Origin of the sequence: Vibrio sp. RM-41-2B, from assembly GCF_024744415.1 — a bacterium.
Lineage (GTDB): Bacteria > Pseudomonadota > Gammaproteobacteria > Enterobacterales > Vibrionaceae > Vibrio > Vibrio diabolicus.
On record NZ_JAMQWD010000004.1, the window covers coordinates 239,215 to 259,112 of the forward strand.

Here is a 19,898-nt window from a genome sequence, read left to right on the forward strand (position 1 = left end):
CCTACACTCTACTAGAGGGAAGCGTAACGCTTTGTAAGTCAGATGGTTGGCTGAAGAACATAGTTCATCAATAGAAGAACTTCCTGGCCATTTGAGATAATTTATTTGAGTACGCTATGAAAATATCTAAAGGTATCGAAGAGCAGGGGATCCCTGTCGGAAACTATTACGACAAATACAATACTCAGAACCCCATCGCCAGAAAAATGATGAGCAATTTCGATCATCATTTATCGCAACTGGTTGATATGGTCACACCAAAGTCGATACACGAAATCGGCTGCGGAGAAGGAGTCTGGGCACTTAAATGGCATCAACAAGGGATCCGTGTGAAAGGGAGTGACTTCTCCCAACAAGTGATTCAACTAGCAAGAGACAATGCCCAAGCACACAACTTGGAAGACATTTTGTTTGAACAAAAAAGTGTGTATGACGTTGCTAGAAAGACTGATTCTGCTGACCTTGTTGTTTGTTGTGAGGTCTTGGAACACCTGGAGCATCCCGAGCAAGCACTAGCAACATTGCAAGAGCTCGATACTGACTATTACATTTTTAGTGTGCCAAGAGAGCCGTTGTGGTGTGCGTTAAACATGGCAAGAGGTAAATATTTAAACAGTTGGGGCAATACTCCCGGACATATCCAACACTGGTCCAAGAATGCCTTTCTGACTTTGCTCAATCAACACTTTGAGATTCTCGAAGTACGCTCTCCCATTCCTTGGACCATGGTTTTATGCCAGCGTGTGAATCATGAAACATAATAAGAGTAAATTCATATTACGCTGGGTTGGGCGAATCATTACTATTTTTTCCATTGCCTTTGTATTAATCAAGCTCTCTACATACTCGCAGCAACTGAATATTCAGGATATTTCCTCTCACTCCTATCTGGTATTTATTTTTTGCATCGGCCTCTACGCCTTTGGCAATTATATTCTTTCTATGGCGTGGCGACTTTTAGTCGCGAACAGTGAATATACTTTGTCTGCATCAACTGCTATTTGGATGTTTGGCAGGTCTCAAATTGCTAAGTATCTACCTGGAAACATTTTCCAATTCGCTAGCCGACAAGTAATTGGCGTACAACACGGAATTAAAAATAATGTATTACTGAAATCGACCTTATGGGAAATAGGGTTGATGGGTATTGCGGCTGGTTCGTTTGGCGTCTTTCTGCTGAATGAGTACTTCCCTAATTTAATGGGGTACGAGATGACTTTATTCGCTGGACTTATCGTGATCACCGGATCAATATTAAGCTTGATAGCCAGTCGCAATTACCTAAAAGCTTGTGGGCTTTATCTCTGCTTTTTATTGGTATCGGGCGGCATTTTCTCACTCATATTTTTTACGCTAAACGACAATCTAACTCCAACTTTAGAGACATTTTTACAAACATCTTGTTACTTCATCATCTCATGGTTAATAGGGTTTGCCACCCCAGGTTCTCCTGCAGGGTTGGGTGTCCGAGAGGCTGTTTTAATCACACTCCTAGATTCTCCGAGTATTGAAGATACACTCTTAGTTGCCGTCCTTGTTTCCAGAATCGTCACGGTTCTAGGAGATATGTTGTTCTTCGCTATCTCGAGTGTATTTAGGCCTAAGCAAGCCGTATCAAATAACTCACTTCTTTAAAGTATCGAGGTAACTCGCTATTACTCTCCAGATCGTTTTCGCTTGGTTTCAAACTGATAAGTGGGCGACTTTTTCTGATGTTCCAGCTTTTCTTCCAGCACCTCAATTCGATGCAATACTTTTTCGGTCAGTTTTCGATTGAACCCTATTAGATCGGCCACCAACCCCATCAATAAAGTGATGAAACCCAAGATAAGTAGCGTGACCCCAAGACCAATGACTGAATATGGCCATCTCCCGCTCCATTTAAAAAGAAATACAGGAATCGCATAATGGGAATCACACCGCAAATCATCGCCACAGAGCCAATAAACAAAAACACTTGCAGAGGTCGGTACATGGTATAAACCCTGACCAAAGTAGAGAGCGACATTTTTAGAAACTGCGGAATGCTCTTAAACAGACGGGACTCTCGCGTTTTTTCATTAGTTCGGATTGGCACCGAAACCACACCAATCCTTTTTGCACTTGCTTGAATCAACATTTCTATTGTGTAGCTAAAATCCGATACGATATTAAGTTGTTGTGCCGCACTTCTCGATATTGCGCGAAAACCACTCACAGCATCTTTAACATCCAATCCCGTCGCTTTGGCAATAATAAAGCTCCCCGACACTTGTAAACATCGTTTAAATACAGAGAAATGTGTATTGCTATACCCTCCTCGGTCACCAACAACAATTTCTGCTTTGTGCTCGATAATAGGCTTAACCAAGTGCGGAATATCGGCCCCATTATATTGATTGTCGCCATCGGTGTTCACAATGATATCAGCATGAAGACGAAGGCACTCCTCAATCCCTCTTCGAAATGAGTAAGCAAGCCCCTTATTGCCCTGGTTAGTAATAATGTTCTCAACACCACACTTGCGTGCGACTTCTGAAGTACCATCCGTAGAACCATCATCGATGATTAGAATCTCTATCTTAGCGATACCATCAACGCGCTTTGGTATTGAGCGAATAACATCAGCAATATTGTCCGCTTCGTTAAAGCACGGAATTTGAACAATTAACTTCATGCTTGCTCCTCATGTTCTGAATCAACATTACTGTGCGTATTAGAAGCCGGTAAATAACCTCTGCTTCTCTTCAAGGTTGCGAGGTCGGTACAGGTTATCTCCCCAACGCAGAACGACTTTACCTGGCTCTTTCGACGCTAATTCATAGACACCCCGCGCCAAGTATCGAGCTTGACCTGCCAACCAAACCTTGCCATTAATCATAAGACTATTGCTAGCTTCAAGCGTATATAGGCCCTCGATGTTGACCATAACTTCCCGATTAAGAGAGTTGGGCGTCAGTTCAAACGTCTTTCCTGCAACATACAGATGCGACCAATGATGAATGTAGTTCTGCCTTAACGCTTGAATATCTAGCCTTAATAGCCCTTTATCGGTTTTTTCAGGGCCAAACACATCTAAATAGTGCGAATTAACCAGTACGAAAGCCGGATTGTCTTGCTCTATAGCATTGCGAATAACGGGGATGTTTCTCGCAATATAATCTTCGTAACCCCACGTACTCATGAAAAAACCTTGTTTTGAAAAAGTCGGAACCATGGAGCATCGATCAATATAAGCAACAGGCTGAGGAAAGATTTTATGTACTTCATCAAGAAACTGACGCTGGTAGGCCAAGTTGCTTTTTATCGGTAAAACAAAACCATTCACCACAATGGATACCGCAAACAAGCAGGGAACAATAAAATTAAAAAATTGTGCAACTCTTGCGTTAGTGAAATTCTGGATACCAACCCAAGCCACAGCAAACAAAGCACTCACTGGAGCAAGCATAAAAGCGTAATAGTATGGGAAAGCGTTGCGATAAAAGAGCAAAGTGAAGAGTAATAAACTTAGGCACAAAAACTTAATCGATGACTCACGGCTTAATAGCTTTTGCGAAAAACACGCATAAACAGCAGTACCAATACCAATGAAAAGAGCTAACCAATACCATGAGTTCGTCGAAACTGAATGAACAAAGTAAAACAATCGAGGAAAAAGCTCGCGCTGGTTTAGTGTCTTATCCGCAGCACCGAACATCGTTCCTGCATCACCAACCGAACTCGCTCCATGTATAGAGAAGTAATGCCAACTGTATAGCATCGCAAAGGCAACCAGTATTGCGACTCCATACATGAGAACTTGCCTAAAATAACGCTTACGATTTCGCGACCAATAAAGCGAGGTTAAAACTATGCCTATAAAAGTCGGGATATACAGAGCGGTCTTTAAAGTGACGAGCAAGGCGACAGCCGTAAGGACACCAGCAAGAATGGATACACGCCAAGAAAATGTTGTACTAAACACATAATACAGCGCCGCCATGATCATACATCTCACGATAGGATCAGTACGAAAACTGGCCCCCATACGAACATTATAAACAAAAGAAAAATAGGCAAGAACCGCAAAAAGTGCCGCCGATTTGCTGCAGTACAATCGACATAACTTGTATAGATAAAATCCCGTGAGTAATTGAAAGAACACCATAACGACTCTCGCCACAATGATCTGGTCAACATCGTTATCTGATACACCACTCAGCCAAGTAAAGAAGTGAATGTGAAAGGTTTGGAAACTATTAATCACCTCGCCGTTAATAAACCGATGCACAAAAGATAGGTAATAAAACTCGTCCCAATTTACTTCGTAATTAAACGCAACAAAAAACCGAGCGATTACAGCTACTACGATTAGAATACAAAGAAAAATAGAAGTGCTAGAGGTAGTATCTCTATCCGATAAATGACGTTTATTAACCTGTTCAACAGTTTCCATTCACCCTTCCTTGTTAATCGTTTCTCGACTAGTGGCCTGCTCTGAGACATTAAGTTGTATGAATAAGGTTAGAACCGCCAGTAATGAGTATAGTCATGATTCAAAACCAAATAAGGGGTGGCAGGAGAAGTTTCGAGAGCAAAACACCTTTGAGCAACGAGACCGTGTTTTTATTCCACACTTTGAAAGCGGGAAACTTTGCATTATTTCAAAAGGCTTTAGTATTAAGTCTCTCAACATATCTTGAACACTCACTGTGCACTGACTACAATGGCGCACTTTTTACGGAATTTAGGTCACAAACATGACAGATACAGCTAAACCAGCTCTACCAGATCGCCTAGCAGGTAACCCACGTAGCCCATTCTTCATCAAAGAATGTTTCGATCACCAAATCGGTATCCGTTTTAACGGCAAAGAGCGCACAGACGTAGAAGAATACTGCGTGAGCGAAGGTTGGGTGAAAATTGCTTCTCCTAAAGCAAAAGACCGTTTTGGTAACCCAATGCTGATCAAACTTAAAGGCGAAGTTGAAGCGTACTACGTATAAGCTGACCAAGCTGAATTTCTTTGAAAGCTCGAGTTTGACTCGGGCTTTTTTAATGTCTGTTATATCCCTTTCCCGTTTAATCTATTCCCTCTTATTTTCAGTACAAGTTATTAAGAAATCGATGTAAATCGCTGTTTTTATCTGATTGTTGGCTAAAGTTTTTATAGAACTTACTTAAACAGCCATTGCCAAAAGAAACGACACCTTTTGAATACAGGGAGAGGAAATGGAAAGCCCACTTGTCACACTCAAACACGCCAGCAAAAGCTTTGTCGATGGCAAAGAGAGCCATCGTGTGCTGGAAGGCGTCGATTTCACCCTCAATTCGGGAGCGAGTGTCGCACTGACAGGCGCAAGTGGTAGCGGAAAAAGTACCTTGCTTAATATCATCGCTGGCTTTGAGCCACTTTCCGAAGGTGAGTTGTGGTTAGATGGTGATAACGCAGCGGCTTGGAAAGACCCACAATGGAGCCGATTTCGACACCAAAAACTCGGTGTTATCTTCCAGCAATTCAATCTATTAACGCCGCTCAACGTGCAGCAAAACATCGCCTTTCCTCTCAATTTGAATCAACAGAAATGGAATGACTGGTGCGATTATTTGGTCGAGACTCTAGGCATCAGCCAACTGCTCGATAGACATGTTTCTGCCCTTTCTGGCGGTCAACAACAACGAGTCGCGATTGCGCGCGCATTAGCACACAAACCTAAGCTTCTACTCGCCGATGAGCCCACAGGTAACCTTGACCAAAAAGCGGGCTTAGAAGTGATGAAACTGTTGAATGAAATCACCACCCAAGGCAATACCGCTGTGCTCTTGGTGACCCACAGCCCTGAGTGTGCCGAGTTTATGCAAACCCAATTACGTTTAAAGGATGGGCGTTTGAAGGATGGTCGTTTGCAAAGCGGACTGACGCAAAATCAGCGCGATGTAAATGAGCAACATCATGAAGCAAGCTAAGCAACCAAACACCAGATTCACGCATACTCGACTCGCCCTGAATCTGTTTGCGGCGCACTATCGGCAGGCACCACTGCAAGCCGCCGCGATTCTGATCGGTATTGTGCTGGCTGTGACCTTGTTTGTTGCGGTGCAAGCCATCAACCTCAATGCCAAGCGCAGTTATGCGGAGTCTACCGAGCAGCTTAGCGCACAAGCTCAGAACTTAACTATTCCACCAGCAGGGCAAAACTATCTGCCCGAATCGCTCTACTTCACCCTTAGACAAAATGGGCTCAGTGCAACACTACCTGTAATTGAAGGGCGAGTGAGAGACGAACAAGGTCGTCGTTGGTCAGTGCAAGGTAGCGAGTTAATTGCCGCCATCTCTTCACGTTCGCGCTATTCATCAGAAAACCAACCGAACGTGTCTTTGTTCGACAGTGCGTTACCTTTACCTGAGCTTTTGGCTGGCAAGCCGATCGTGATGATGAGCCAATCTCAGCATCAAAACTTAGGAGAGGTAGAAACCCTAACTCTGGACGACATCCCAACCCAAGTGGTGGTGCTACCTGACGAATGGCAGTTAGGTAGCCGAATGTTGATGGACATTGGCTTTGCCCAGCAACTGCTCAATAAACAAGGACAGCTCAGTTACATTGCGGTTTTCCATTCGGGTGATAAAGGGAATAAAGACACGCAAGCAAAATGGCAAAGCATCATTGGTAAGCAAGGACAATGGATTTCCAATAATCAAAGTACAGACCTTGGCTCGCTGACCGACAGCTTTCACCTCAATCTCACGGCAATGAGCTTACTTGCCTTTTTAGTCGGGCTGTTCATTGCATACAACGGCGTAAAGTACAGCTTGCTCAAACGCAATCGCCTGTTAGTGCAGATTCAACAGGCGGGCGTTGCGCCGAGCATTGTGTTCTCTGCGCTGTTAGTTGAACTCACTATTCTCGTTACCATCGGCGCTTCCCTCGGTTTTGTATTGGGCATGCAGCTTAGCCATTGGTTGCATCCGACCGTGGCACTGACTCTAGAACAACTTTATGGCGCGACACTGCTGCCCGGCACTTGGCAGTGGCAATGGTGGGCGCAAGCGCTGCTGCTCACGTTAGCCGCAACCCTATTGGCGTGTTGGCAGCACTTTAAACAGCGAGTGCGCCAGCCGCTTTCCTCTCATGGTGGATTTTATCAAGCACCTGAAGCTTCTAACGAAAACCAATTGTTCGTGATAGGCGCTGCGTTGACGACTCTCGCACTCGCAGGGTTATGGCTGAGTGAGCATCACCGCTTCACCATGGCGTGGCTCGGCGTGCTTGTGGTGTCGATTCCTTTGTACCTACCCAAAACACTCAGCGTGTTAGCCAATTGGTGTGAAAAGCGCACCACTTCCGGTTTGATGCAGTATCTGTTTGCTGAGCTGCGCGAGCTGATTTCTCCGCTTTCTCTCGCCATGATGGCACTGCTACTCGCCGTTACTGCCAACATGGGGATGAACACCTTAGTGGGCAGCTTTGAGTCCACCCTAAAGCAGTGGTTAGAACAAAGGTTACACGCCGATATTTACGTCAGCCCTGCCCAAGGAGAAATCGCAGATGTAGAGCGCGCATTAGGACAGTTCGACAAGGTTGAGACCGTCTACAAGCAATACTACGTCGACGATAACCTGCAAGGCTTACCGATTTTGCTTGGCACCAAAGACAAAGGCACCTTAGAGCAAACCATGGTATTCAAATCGCACTTGGAAAACTTCTGGCAACGCTTTTACCAAGGTGAGGTGATCGCCATCAGTGAACCTACTGCGGTCAAACTGGGTTTATCACTGGGTAGCGAACTCACGCTTGATGCCATTCCAAATAAGAACCTACTTGTGGGTGCGATATTTCACGATTATGGCTCACCCAATGGTGAAGTGTTATTAGCACCCAAATTATGGCAAGAGAGTGGCTTTACCGACCTGCCCACAAGCCTTGGTATTAAAGTTTCGGGGGACCCACAAATCGTCTACGACCAACTGCGCGAGCAACTGAATCTGCATCCAAGTCAACTCTACGATCAGGCGCAAATCAAATCCATCGCGTTGGATATATTCTCGCAGACCTTCGCCATTACGCGCGCACTCAACGGCGTGACGTTGATGGTCGCCGTGATTGGTTTGTTCAGTGCTTGTTTTATGTTGCTCGACGCGCGTAAAGCCGCCATTGCAAGGCTGTATGCACTTGGCGTCAGCCGTCGTAAATTAATGACCATGGTGGTCGGACAGATCGTCGCTCTGGTCAGTTTTACTCTGGTTATCGCCCTACCTTTAGGAGCCATGGTGGGTTATGTGCTGACAGACATCGTCACCTTGCGCGCTTTTGGTTGGAGCTTAAATTATCTGTGGAATTGGAGTGATGCCCTCAGCATTGCGGCGATCACCATCTTGGTGGCGGTGATTGCCACCTTGATTCCGCTGTGGCGATTGGTCAGTAAGCCTGTCGTCTCCAGTTTGCAAAGCGAGGTGTTGTGATGGTTCGATTGGCAAGCAAGCTTACTCTACTCATAAGCAGCTTATTCCTATTCGGTTGTGAAGATCCCCAACAAAAAAATATGGGCACTTTGCTGGGCAGTGGAGAAACACAAAGCGAGAGCAACCGATTCACACCCGTGGAAAAAGGTGTCGAACTGACCTTCCCAGCAGACCATCAAGCACACCCGAATTTTCGTCATGAATGGTGGTACTTAACCGCTAACTTAATCGATGAAGACGGCAACCCACTTGGCGTTCAATGGACACAATTTCGCTTTGCTGCTGCGCCACCAACGGGCGAAGATGACGTGAAGAAAACCGAATGGCAAACTCAGCAAATCTACATGGCGCACAGCGCGGTTACAACACAAGACAAACATTATGCTGATGAAAAATGGTCACGTGACCAAGCCTCTCTAGCTGGCGTCGACACTTCACCATTTCGGGTTTATCTCGATGATTGGCAGTGGACTTCTTCAACCACCGATCTCTTCCCTGCCACATTGAATACAAACTCCGAACAATTTGGCTATTCGCTGACGCTTACCAGCAACGCGCCTTATCAAAAGCAAGGTGAGCAAGGTTACAGCACCAAAAGCGCCGATGGTCAGGTGGCTTCGTATTACTACAGCCAACCGTTTATTGATGTCTCCGGTGAAGTCACCATCGACGGCAAAACCCATCAAGTGTCGGGCAAAGGTTGGATAGACCGAGAGTGGAGCTCGCAATTCTTACTCAACTCACAACAAGGCTGGGACTGGTTTGCCCTAAGATTGAGTGACGAGACCAGCTTGGTAGTGTTCCAATTGCGGGATTCCAAAACAGGACAAGCCAGTTACGCCAGCGCAAGGCTGATGCAGCAAGATGGTTCTGGCATCGCTATCCCACAAAAAGACATTCAGTTAGAGGCAACCAAGCAAACAGAAATCCAAGGGCGAAAGTATCCAACCCAGTGGCAAGTGTCGATTCCAAATCAGCAAATTGAGCTTACCGTTTCTGCTCTCAACCCGAACGCGAAAATGCCCCTTTCTGTGCCTTATTGGGAAGGCCCAGTGCGTATTGAGGGCTCTCATTCTGGGACTGGTTATATGGAGCTGACGGGATATTAAGCGCTCTGAACGGATTTCAATTACCGTTGAGAAGCCATCTTAAGAACCATCTCCTACCCGCAACAGAATGCATCACAATCAGAAATAGATGACTACGACGCATTTATTCGATACTAGCCTTGAATCCTTGCTTCGTTGCGGTACGCTTTGAGCAAATCAAACAAGGGTGGCCCCTCTCATGCGTGTCGATTATCACCAACGACTCGTTCCTGTTATTCGCTATCTGGAACAGCACTTTAACGATCCTCTCAATTTGCTCGAAGTGGCAGCGCTAGCCAACCTCTCTCCCTATCATTTTCACCGTACCTTTAAGGCGGTACAAGGCGAAACATTAGCCGACTTCATTCGACGTTTACGGCTAGAGGCGGCAGCAGACGACCTTTTCAAATCAAAGCAACCAGTGCTGAACATCGCGTTAGAGTACGGTTTTTCTAGTTCGCAAAGCCTAGCTAAGGCGTTTAAGCAGCATTATGGCGTAACACCAACCGCCTTTCGCGACTGTAAAAACTACCAGCAATTTTCTGAACTCGCGCGAAACAGCAAGATTGGACACGCACTGCGCAAGAATGGAAACGAACGAGCCCTAAGCGATTCATATACTGACTCTGAACTCACAACATGGAGCAACAATATGGAAACGCAAAACTTTGATAAAGCAAAATTGGCTTACATTCGCGTTAACGGCCCTTATGGCCAAGGTTATGAAGAACCATCAGGTCGCTTGTATCAATGGGCAGGAATGAAAGGTTTGGCGGGCAATACCTGTATCTTCATTTATCACGATAACCCAGAAATCACGCCAGACGAGAAGTGTCGTACTGACATCTGTCTAATGGTGCCAGAAGATACCGAAGTACCAAAAGGCATTGAGCTGCAAGACTTCCCCGGCGGTCAATATGCGGTGATGCGCCAGCAAATTACCGAATTCAGCCAATACCCTAAAGCATGGGATGATTTGATGAGCAAAGTGGTTGAATCTGGTATTGAAAACGACTGTCGACCTTGCTTCGAACTTTATCATAGCTACGATCCACAAACGCACCATGCAGACGTCAGCTTCTGCACTGCCATCAAATAATCGAAAAAAGCCTGCACGTTCGCAGGCTTTCCTTCTATTAGAAATAATGTCTAAATCGATTAGATCGCTTCGCCGTTTACTGTAACAGCAACATCAATATTGCCACGAACGGCGTTTGAGTATGGGCAAACTTGGTGTGCAATGCGCGTTAGCTCTAATGCTTGTTCTTGTGGCATATCTAGCTCTACCGCTAAGCTCACTGTTAGTGCAAAGCCGCCGTTATCGTTCGGACCAATGCCCACTTCCGCTGTTACGGGTGCACTTTTCAGGTTTACTTTACCTTCACGTGCTACGTGCAGAATCGCGTTAGAAAAACATGCTGAATAGCCCGCTGCGAAAAGCTGCTCAGGGTTAGTTGCCGCACCTGTGCCGCCCATTTCCTTCGGGTATGACAGCTCTAGATCGAGAAGACCGTCATCTGTTTTTACTTGACCATTACGACCAGCCAAAGCAGTAGCTTGAGTTTTGTATAGAGTAGTCATGCGATTGTCCTTCTTAATTTAGGTTGTGCACAATTTAATTGCCTGCAATCTTATATCGAAGTAAAGATCGTTTGCAACTATATTGTGCACAATTTATTTTGTTACTCTCTTTCTCTGTGAGCAGGTAGGCAACGCCAATGAGCCAGTGTTACACCGACAACACCATGACCAACGACGATAAACTCTTACTCGAAAACCAAGTTTGCTTCCCGCTCTATAGTGCAGCAAATGCGGTGATCCGAGCTTACCGCCCGTTGCTGGACGAGCTTGATCTGACTTATTCGCAATACTTAGTGATGATGGTGTTGTGGGAGAAAGACGGTGCCAGCGTTAAAGAACTGGGCTCGCAACTGCATTTGGATTCAGGCACGCTCACGCCGCTGCTTAAACGCCTAGAAGCAAAAGGCTATGTAGAGCGTGGTCGCAGTGAAACCGATGAGCGCGTACGCGTACTCAACCTTACCGAGCAAGGTCGTGACCTCAAAGAGCAAGCCAAGTCAGTGCCAAACGCCATGATGTGTAAAATCACGTTAGAGCTGGATGAAATGATCATGCTGAAGAAGTTGTGCGGCAAGGTGCTCGACAATCTGAACTAAAAAATAAAAGCATCAGCATCCCCACTTCCTATTAGAAAGAGCCTGCCGAGATGCAGGTTCTTTCGATCTTAGCCGGACGATCTCTTAAAGGTCATCATCGGTATTCTCTATTACCACTCGGCCTTCATCTTCAATAAAACCTATCAAAGCAAACTCACTTACATCGGGCTTCCCTGTTAATAAAGATAGGAAATGACTATCAATAGGATAGTTACAAGCGATTTTCCTTAAACACAATCCAATGCGAATATACTTTCCGAAAGCAAGAACTGCTCACCCTAAAACATTCTGAGGAAAGTAAAAATGATTAATACAAAGATCAAACCATTTGCAGCTACAGCATACAAAAACGGCGAATTCGTTGAAGTAACAGAACAAGACGTTCTAGGCAAATGGGCTGTATTCTTCTTCTACCCAGCAGACTTCACATTCGTATGTCCGACAGAACTAGGTGACCTAGCAGACCACTACGAAGAGCTACAAAAACGCGGCGTTGAAGTGTACTCAGTATCAACAGACACACACTTCACTCACAAAGCTTGGCACGATAGCTCAGAAACCATCGGCAAGATCCAGTACTACATGCTTGGCGACCAAACAGGCAACATCACAAACAACTTCGGTGTGATGCGTGAAGGTCAAGGTCTTGCAGACCGTGCAACGTTCCTAATCGACCCAGAAGGTACTATCCAAGCAATGGAAATCACTGCTGAAGGTATCGGTCGTGACGCAGAAGACCTACTACGCAAAGTGAAAGCAGCTCAGTACGTAGCAGCACACCCAGGTGAAGTTTGCCCAGCGAAATGGAAAGAAGGCGAAGAGACGCTAGCTCCTTCTCTAGACCTAGTAGGCAAAATCTAAGCCACTGAATTTAAGCTCAATTTGACATGCTAATTGACGCTTAACTTAGAGAGCATTCCAGGTTAGATACCTTGACGACCTTCTACCTGGTTTGCTCTCTCCCTACTGATTTTATCCAGAGTAACCACTCTTTTGTTTATTTAAGGTAACAACAACTATGTTAGACCAAGCGCTCCAACAACAACTCAAACAATATCTGGCTAATGTAAAAGAAGACGTTCGTCTAGTGGTTAGTCTAGATGAAAGCAAAGCATCGAATGACATTCTGTCTCTGGCGAACCAAATCGCAGAGATGAGCGACTTTATCACCGTTGAACGTGACGACAACGCAAGCGCACGTAAACCAGTGATGACGGTGACCAACCCAGTAAAAGGCACAGCACTTCGCTTTGCTGGCCTACCAATGGGTCACGAATTTACCTCTCTGGTATTGGCATTGCTGCACTCTGGTGGTCACCCAATCAAACTAGAGCCGGAAGTGATTGAACAAATCGCAGCGCTAGATAAAGAGTTGGAAGTTGAAGTGTTCATTTCACTGTCGTGCCAAAACTGTCCAGACGTCGTTCAAGCGTTCAACATGATGGCGGCAATCAACCCGAAAGTGAAAGCAACCATGATCGACGGTGCACTCTTCCAAGATGAAGTGAAACAACGCGACATCATGGCCGTACCAAGCGTATTCGTGAACGGAGAGCTATTCGGTCAAGGCCGTATGTCTCTAACTGAAATCCTAAACAAAGTGGATGACGGCGCGAGCGAGAAAGCAGCCAAAGCACTGAGCGAAAAAGACCCATACGACGTGCTAGTTGTCGGCGGTGGCCCTGGTGGTAGTGCAGCTGCACTATACGCAGCGCGTAAAGGCATTCGCACTGGCGTTGTTGCTAAACGCTTCGGTGGTCAGGTGATGGACACCATGGCAATCGAGAACTTTATCTCGGTAAAACGTACTGAAGGTCCAAAACTGGCGACTGACCTAGCCGAGCACCTAAAAGAATATGACGTAGACGTCGTGACTGAGCAACAAGCGCAAAAACTGATGGGCGCAGCGCACACAGATGATGGCTTGATTCATATCCAACTTGAAAGCGGCGCAACGCTGAAAAGTAAGAGTGTCATCCTAAGCCCTGGTGCACGCTGGCGTGAAATGAACGTTCCGGGCGAGCAAGAGTACCGCAACAAAGGCGTCGCGTACTGCCCACACTGTGACGGCCCGTTGTTCAAAGGCAAGAAAACCGCCGTTATCGGTGGCGGTAACTCAGGCATCGAAGCGGCTATCGACCTAGCAGGTATTGTTGAGCACGTAACCGTTCTTGAATTTGCAGACGTACTTCGCGCAGACCAAGTGCTTATCGACAAAGCGAACTCACTACCAAACGTAGACATCATCACGATGGCGCAAACTACTGAAGTTGTGGGTGACGGTACTCGCGTAACAAGCTTGAAGTACAAAGACCGTAACACAGATGAAATCAAAGAGATTGAACTGTCAGGTATCTTTGTTCAAATCGGTCTAGTACCAAACACAGAATGGCTGAAAGATTCAGAAGTAGCGCTTTCTGAGCGCGGCGAAATTGAAGTTGGTAGCCGTGGCGAAACCAGCCTAGAAGGTGTCTTCGCAGCGGGTGACGCTACGACGGTTCCTTACAAACAGATCATCATTGCTATGGGTGAAGGTGCAAAAGCAAGCTTAGGCGCGTTTGACTACCTAATCCGTAAGCAAGGTTAATCTCCAATTTCTTGAGCACAAAGCGCACGGTGCGGTGTTTTCTTCCCCTGAAAACCAATCGGGGCACCGTGACAGCGATGAGTAACAAGAAATAAAAGCAAAAAACCTAGAAGCCCAAAGACTTTGCCAGCAGGTACTAACTGCTGGCTTTTTTGGTTTTGGGGAGGGGTGTAAGTACATCCCCCAGCACTCCGTGCTTAAGGTGGCAAGTTCTACAGTCACGGATAATTCAATTCACACCACCAGCATCAAAACGCGCTGCAAATAGATTCTGAATACTCGCTTAGGCTCCTTCAGAATGACGCTGTTCGTTAAGCGCTCTCTTCACGTCATTCCCGCGAACCTAGGTGAGACTGGGAATCTACTCACCACAAGCTTGAACGAAAGAAATTCACACACATACACGTGAAGCATCAACGGTTAGAGAGTTCATGAACATGATCCTCCTCCCAACCTCAAACCACCAACCCCACCTAACCTTCGCTTGTATCAAACTCTAAAGATCTCAACACTCCGGGCTCAAAGGGGAGGGACTGGTTCTGCAATCGTGGACAGTTAACTTCACACCGCTAGCATCACAACACGCTGCAAATAGATTCTGAATACTCGCTTAGGCTCCTTCAGAATGACACTGTTCGTTTAGCGCTCTCTTCACGTCATTCCCGCGAACCTAGGTGAGACTGGGAATCTACCCACCGCAAGCTTGAACGAAAGAAATTCATACACATACACGTGACGCATCAACGGTTAGAGGGTTCTGAACATGATCCTCCTCTCAACCTCAAACCACCAACCCCACCTAACCTGCGCTTGTATCAAACTCTAAAGATCTCAGCACTCCGAGTTCAAGGTGGCAAGTTCTACAATCGCGGATAATTCAATTCACACCACCAGCATCGAAACGCGCTGCAAATAGATTCTTAATACTCGCTTAGGCTCCTTCAGAATGACGCTGTTCGTTAAGCGCTCTCTTCACGTCATTCCCGCGAACCTAGGTGAGACTGGGAATCTACTCATCACCAACTCGCTCGAAAATGATTAGCACGAACAAACAAAAGATGAAAGAGGGTTGCAAGCACCTAACCCAACTCGCAGATTCAAGTACCACCCCACCGAATCTCTCCATGTACCAAGCTCCAAAGACATCTACCCTAAAAAATTTAAAAAAAGCCCTTTACCTCGACTTAACTTGAGGTTTTAGCATGTTCATCGTTGGCTAGGAAATGACAAAAAGGAGCACATCATGATCCAACTAGAACATATTAATTTAGTCGTGAAAAACATCCCTGAAATGCTGAAGTTTTATCAAACTGCATTTCCACATTGGTACGTGCGTGATGAGGGGAAAGGCGAATGGAGTGGCAAGCCAAGAAACTGGCTACATTTTGGCGACGAGTATCAATATATTGCGATGAGTGACCACGGTGAAGGAGAGAACCGCGAGTTGGGCGGCCACCAAGTAGGGCTAGCGCATTTTGCTTATGTGACCAACAACGTCGATACGATCATCAAAAGACTAACCGATGCAGGTTATCCGATTGCCCAACCTGGGGCTGATGAGCCATATCGCAAGAATGTGTATTTTGTTGACCCGGCAGGTTTTGAGATCGAATTCGTTGAATACCTGACGGATGATCCAAAACTTCGTAACCTGACAAGCTAAAAGAGACGTAAATAATAAAACGCCAGCAGATGGTTACTGCTGGCGTTTTAGTTTATCTATCAGGTTTCTTTATCGCATTAGCGCTGTTTGGCAAAAACCTGAGTCCAGTAATACCCGTAGCTTGCCGAGTGATTTTCGACAAGCGACGCGCCCATCTGATCAAAACCCGCACTCATGATATTGAGGCAGTGACCTTCGCTCGATAACCAAGCATTAACGACGGCGTTAATGGAACTTTGCCCTACGGCGACATTCTCACCAATGGCGCTCCAAGCATAGCCCGTTGCGTTGACTCGATCTGACATATTGCTGCCGTCAGAGCCTGTATGACTCATGAAGTCGCTGTTCGCCATATCGCTCGAATGTCGATAAGCGGCGCTTTCCAAATCGTAGCTCCAAGTCAGTGCCCCAACAGGTGGCATGGTGGTTGCGCCACACTGTTGTGTAGTAGAGCGAGCACTGTTGACAGCTGCGAGCATCTGCTCGGCAAATGTGCCTTGTGACGATGTGGAACCTGTGTTTTGAGAGCCGCTGTCTACAGGTGCTGACGACTCCCCGTCGCCGCCACATGCGCTGAGAAGTAGGGCCAAAGCAGGCACTAAGATCTTAGTTGGCATTGTCTTTCCTTTATGAGTGACGAAGAGCAAACTGCGCTTGTCGATAATAACGCCCAATAACCTAACAAAAACCCATAAAAGCACCATATGGCTTGGAGTGTTTTAACCAAAGACTCACATGAAGTTTTCAATCTCCTTGGTTCGGTTGGTAAATCGGCAACGTTTCAGCCCACGTATGGAATGGCGTTTCATCCATATCCTGTATTGCTTGAGTGATAAAATCGATGAACACCCTCACTCGGGCAGGCACATATTCCCGGTTGGCATAGAGAAGATACACGCCATTTCCTGCTTGACGCATGCTCGGAAATATCGGCACTAAACGCCCGGCTTTGAGCCAATCCCTCGCGATAAAGTGAGGAATCTGAGTTAATCCCAAGCCTTCTGCGCAAAGAACTGCCATCGATTCGCCGTCATTTACAATAAAATTTCTCTCGGGGTTATACTCACTTGCACCGTCTGGTTCTGGCATCCGAATCGGCAACAGTTTTCCCGTTTGTTTAAAACGAAAACGAACCCAAGAATGGTCATTGAATACATCCGGGCCACTCGGAACACCATGCCGCGCTAAGTAATCCTGACTGCCACAAATAATAAAATCGATAGGACTCAGCTGGCGCACAATCAACTGGCTGTCCTGAACGACACCAGATCTAATCGACACATCAATCCCTTGTTCAATAATATCAACGTAGGCGTCATCGTAATGAATATCGATTGTGATGCTGGGGTAGCGGCGACAAAACTCTTTTAATAAAGGGCGAATGTAAAGGCGACCGTAGGAGACTGGCACATTAATCTTAAGCCGTCCTGAAAGCGCATCATTGTGGCTTTTCAATGAATCCTCACACGCCGTCAGTTCGTCCAGTACAAACCTAGCGGTATTTGCGTACCGACGACCGGCTTCTGTCAGACGGATCTGTCGCGTAGAACGTTGGAAAAGCTGTATTCCCAAGTCGCTTTCAAGACGATGGATGGCCTTACTCACCGTAGAAGGGTCTGTGCCATACGCTTTGGCGGCCGCAGCAAAACTGCCACCTTCTAAAGTGGCAATAAAAAATCGTAGGGACCGTATCTTATCCATAAAACTCGTGCATTCCATTCGTGAACTTTATTCACTTTAGTAAAGACAAAGTGGCTCTTCAATCACCAATCAGCCCAAATATAATGAATCTCAATAACTTGATGCTCTGTTAGCGAGGAAAAACAATGGGTAAAAATGGATTAAAGAATGCACTACAACTATTGATAGCGACCTTAGTTCTATTCTTTGGGATGCTTCAAACGGCACATGCGGCGGATAAACGCATTGGCATTCTGGTTTATGACGGCGTATTGACCTCTGATGTTACTGCGCCTTTAGAGGTCTTTGGTGTCGCAAGTCGGCTGACTTGGTTTAGTGATTATGAAGTGCTCACTATTTCCGTCTCTGAGCAGAAAACCATCACCACTGAAGAGGGATTAAAAATTGGTGTGGATGCTTGGATTGGCGATCAGCCGGAGCTCGACGTGCTGGTTTTAACATCCAGCTACGACATGGATGCGCTAATCGAAAACAAGGATCTCATTCACTTTATTCAAACCACATCAAAGGCGGCAGATTGGATGGCAAGTAATTGCTCTGGTGCGTATCTATTGGCCGAGGCTGGCCTGTTAAACGGTAAGAAAGCGACGACGTGGGCAGGAGGTGAAAACGGATTACAAAAAGACTATCCAGCAGTTGATGTACAGGTCGACCAGAATTTTGTTGTTGATGAGGGTGTCATCACCTCAAACGGCAGCCTAGTTAGCTATCAAGCCGCCCTTAAATTGCTGCATCTCATGACTTCAGAATCTAAAGCTCAAGAAGTCGCAGACGCCCTTCAATACTCACGTTTTTCTACCCAGCCCTTTTAAGCGGGCAAGAACGAAACCGCAGGTAACCTTTGAGCTTCAGAGGTTACCTTACTACTCAGCTCTACACTTCTGATCTTAATCCTATGGAAAAACACAAACGATACGAAGCACTGACGAAGGAGCGATACCAAGATATCTATCGTCTTGCGTATTGGCTATGCAAAGATCATCACCTTGCTCAAGATTTGGCGCAAGACACCTTCCTGAAAGCGTGGCGATTCTTTGATCACTTAAATGATCCCAATGCCGCGAAGCCTTGGCTCATCACCATTTTGCGTCGTGAGAATGCTCGGCACTTTGATAAAAAGCAGTACGATTTTGTCGATATTGATGAGTGTGTAATACAGGCAAAAACCTACCCTGGCAGTGACCACGACATGGCACAAGATTGGCTTCAAAAACAAATGATGATTCTCGAACCCAAATACCGAGAGCCATTGGTCTTAAAACTCGTAGTCGGGTTTAATCATAATGAAATTGCTCAAGTCTTAGAGCTTAATCACAACACCGTGGCGACTCGATTATTCAGAGCACGCAATCAGATCATTGCGCAGAGGGAGCGCGATTAAGACACAAAAAAAGTAGTCAATCATGTCAACTAACTGGCTATGCTCCGGTCTATTTCATAAGTCGTTACACAACTCGGCGCTTTAACGCTTTACATCAAGCGCGACTAGATGAACACTTCTCGTCAAAGTACAATAACAGCCGACATAGAGTAGAGTCAGTAAAACATTATGAGTAACACAACGGCGAAAAAGCCGAATCCCCTATTCGAGATTCTTTTTAACGTATTCATCCCTTCCTTTATCTTGATGAAGTTTAGCGGCGATGAACACCTAGGAACAGCAATGGCGCTGGTTGTCGCTTTGCTATTTCCTATCATTTACGGCGGTATGGACCTTGTCCGGAACAAGAAATTTAACTTTATTTCTGCACTTGGCTTTATCAGTGTTTTATTAACTGGCGGCATTGGCTTGTTAGAGCTTGATACACGTTGGCTAGCCTTGAAAGAAGCCCTGATCCCTGGCCTGATCGGTTTAGCGGTTTTGGGCTCAACGTTTACCCGCTACCCACTGATGCAGAAGTTAGTACTGAATGACACGGTATTAAATTTATCGCTGATTAACGAACGCTTGAAAGAGAACGGTCAATCAGAGGCATTTGAACGTTGTCTAATGTCATCAAACTATCTGTTTGCGAGTACTTTTGCGTTCTCATCCGCGATGAACTACTTCCTTGCGACTTGGATCGTGACCAGTCCTTCGGGCACGGCTGCTTTTAATGAAGAGTTGGGTAAGATGACGCTTTACAGCTACCCGATGATTGCAATTCCAAGCATGTTAATGATGTTCGGTATTTTTTATTACATTTGGCGTCAAGTACGTACGATGACATCGCTCGAAACAGAACAAATTTTCCATCTAAAATAGTCCCATCATTAC

At 45.9% G+C, this 19,898-nt stretch carries 19 protein-coding genes; 14 read left to right on the forward strand and 5 right to left on the reverse strand.

What is annotated here, in order from left to right; all coding sequences use genetic code 11:
- Positions 1–116: 116 nt before the first annotated feature.
- Complete coding sequence (locus tag NB463_RS02515) at positions 117–761, forward strand: class I SAM-dependent methyltransferase (RefSeq protein WP_065646128.1); 645 nt, start codon at positions 117–119, stop codon at positions 759–761.
- Positions 751–1,635, forward strand: coding sequence for a hypothetical protein (locus NB463_RS02520; protein ID WP_258430950.1), 885 nt, complete (start codon positions 751–753; stop codon positions 1,633–1,635). The genes NB463_RS02515 and NB463_RS02520 overlap by 11 nt, the downstream gene beginning before the upstream one ends.
- Before the next feature lie 169 nt (positions 1,636–1,804).
- Here the strand turns inward: NB463_RS02520 and NB463_RS02525 are convergent, their stop codons facing one another.
- Positions 1,805–2,656 (reverse strand): glycosyltransferase family 2 protein, encoded by an 852-nt coding sequence (locus tag NB463_RS02525; protein WP_258430949.1) that lies wholly within the window; start codon positions 2,654–2,656, stop codon positions 1,805–1,807.
- 39 nt (positions 2,657–2,695) lie between these two features.
- The gene (locus NB463_RS02530) at positions 2,696–4,417 is read right to left on the reverse strand and encodes an ArnT family glycosyltransferase (RefSeq protein WP_258430948.1); all 1,722 of its coding nucleotides are present in this window, start codon (positions 4,415–4,417) and stop codon (positions 2,696–2,698) included.
- Between the two features lie 304 nt (positions 4,418–4,721).
- Between NB463_RS02530 and NB463_RS02535 the strand changes: the two genes are divergently transcribed.
- The 5 genes from NB463_RS02535 (at position 4,722) to NB463_RS02555 (ending at position 10,612) form a co-directional block, all read left to right on the forward strand.
- Complete coding sequence (locus tag NB463_RS02535; protein WP_005383498.1) at positions 4,722–4,967, forward strand: DUF3297 family protein; 246 nt, start codon at positions 4,722–4,724, stop codon at positions 4,965–4,967.
- Positions 4,968–5,193: 226 nt separating this feature from the next.
- The gene (locus NB463_RS02540; protein ID WP_257888923.1) at positions 5,194–5,928 is read left to right on the forward strand and encodes an ABC transporter ATP-binding protein; all 735 of its coding nucleotides are present in this window, start codon (positions 5,194–5,196) and stop codon (positions 5,926–5,928) included.
- Positions 5,915–8,425 (forward strand): ABC transporter permease, encoded by a 2,511-nt coding sequence (locus NB463_RS02545; protein WP_258430966.1) that lies wholly within the window; start codon positions 5,915–5,917, stop codon positions 8,423–8,425. Before NB463_RS02540 ends, NB463_RS02545 begins: the two co-directional genes overlap by 14 nt.
- A complete protein-coding gene (locus NB463_RS02550) occupies positions 8,425–9,534 on the forward strand; it encodes a lipocalin-like domain-containing protein (RefSeq protein ID WP_258430947.1) in 1,110 nt (369 codons plus the stop codon). Before NB463_RS02545 ends, NB463_RS02550 begins: the two co-directional genes overlap by 1 nt.
- Before the next feature lie 178 nt (positions 9,535–9,712).
- Positions 9,713–10,612: an AraC family transcriptional regulator gene (locus tag NB463_RS02555; protein WP_114322702.1), complete on the forward strand. Its 900-nt coding sequence runs from the start codon at positions 9,713–9,715 to the stop codon at positions 10,610–10,612.
- Positions 10,613–10,671: 59 nt separating this feature from the next.
- On the opposite strand, the gene NB463_RS02560 is transcribed toward NB463_RS02555, so the two are convergent.
- A complete protein-coding gene (locus NB463_RS02560) occupies positions 10,672–11,094 on the reverse strand; it encodes an organic hydroperoxide resistance protein (protein ID WP_005374640.1) in 423 nt (140 codons plus the stop codon).
- Positions 11,095–11,231: 137 nt separating this feature from the next.
- On the opposite strand from NB463_RS02560, the gene NB463_RS02565 reads away from it, so the two are divergent.
- The 4 genes from NB463_RS02565 to NB463_RS02580 all read left to right on the forward strand — a co-directional run bounded on the left by NB463_RS02565 (position 11,232) and on the right by NB463_RS02580 (position 15,940).
- Positions 11,232–11,690, forward strand: coding sequence for a MarR family winged helix-turn-helix transcriptional regulator (locus NB463_RS02565; RefSeq protein ID WP_182019656.1), 459 nt, complete (start codon positions 11,232–11,234; stop codon positions 11,688–11,690).
- Between the two features lie 303 nt (positions 11,691–11,993).
- Entirely contained in the window at positions 11,994–12,551 is a 558-nt protein-coding gene (gene ahpC / locus NB463_RS02570) for an alkyl hydroperoxide reductase subunit C (RefSeq protein WP_005395542.1), read from the forward strand.
- 157 nt (positions 12,552–12,708) lie between these two features.
- The gene (gene ahpF, locus NB463_RS02575; protein WP_258430945.1) at positions 12,709–14,277 is read left to right on the forward strand and encodes an alkyl hydroperoxide reductase subunit F; all 1,569 of its coding nucleotides are present in this window, start codon (positions 12,709–12,711) and stop codon (positions 14,275–14,277) included.
- Positions 14,278–15,520: 1,243 nt separating this feature from the next.
- Positions 15,521–15,940 (forward strand): VOC family protein, encoded by a 420-nt coding sequence (locus NB463_RS02580; RefSeq protein WP_258430944.1) that lies wholly within the window; start codon positions 15,521–15,523, stop codon positions 15,938–15,940.
- Between the two features lie 77 nt (positions 15,941–16,017).
- On the opposite strand, the gene NB463_RS02585 is transcribed toward NB463_RS02580, so the two are convergent.
- Both NB463_RS02585 and NB463_RS02590 read right to left on the reverse strand, forming a co-directional pair.
- Complete coding sequence (locus NB463_RS02585; RefSeq protein ID WP_258430943.1) at positions 16,018–16,557, reverse strand: CAP domain-containing protein; 540 nt, start codon at positions 16,555–16,557, stop codon at positions 16,018–16,020.
- A gap of 127 nt (positions 16,558–16,684) precedes the next feature.
- The gene (locus NB463_RS02590; protein WP_258430942.1) at positions 16,685–17,641 is read right to left on the reverse strand and encodes a LysR family transcriptional regulator; all 957 of its coding nucleotides are present in this window, start codon (positions 17,639–17,641) and stop codon (positions 16,685–16,687) included.
- Between the two features lie 125 nt (positions 17,642–17,766).
- Between NB463_RS02590 and NB463_RS02595 the strand changes: the two genes are divergently transcribed.
- The 3 genes from NB463_RS02595 to NB463_RS02605 all read left to right on the forward strand — a co-directional run bounded on the left by NB463_RS02595 (position 17,767) and on the right by NB463_RS02605 (position 19,886).
- Entirely contained in the window at positions 17,767–18,453 is a 687-nt protein-coding gene (locus NB463_RS02595) for a DJ-1/PfpI family protein (RefSeq protein ID WP_046875663.1), read from the forward strand.
- 83 nt (positions 18,454–18,536) lie between these two features.
- Positions 18,537–19,022 (forward strand): sigma-70 family RNA polymerase sigma factor, encoded by a 486-nt coding sequence (locus NB463_RS02600; protein ID WP_258430941.1) that lies wholly within the window; start codon positions 18,537–18,539, stop codon positions 19,020–19,022.
- A 168-nt stretch (positions 19,023–19,190) separates the two neighbouring features.
- Positions 19,191–19,886 (forward strand): VC0807 family protein, encoded by a 696-nt coding sequence (locus tag NB463_RS02605; protein WP_046875662.1) that lies wholly within the window; start codon positions 19,191–19,193, stop codon positions 19,884–19,886.
- The last annotated feature ends 12 nt before the right edge of the window (positions 19,887–19,898 follow it).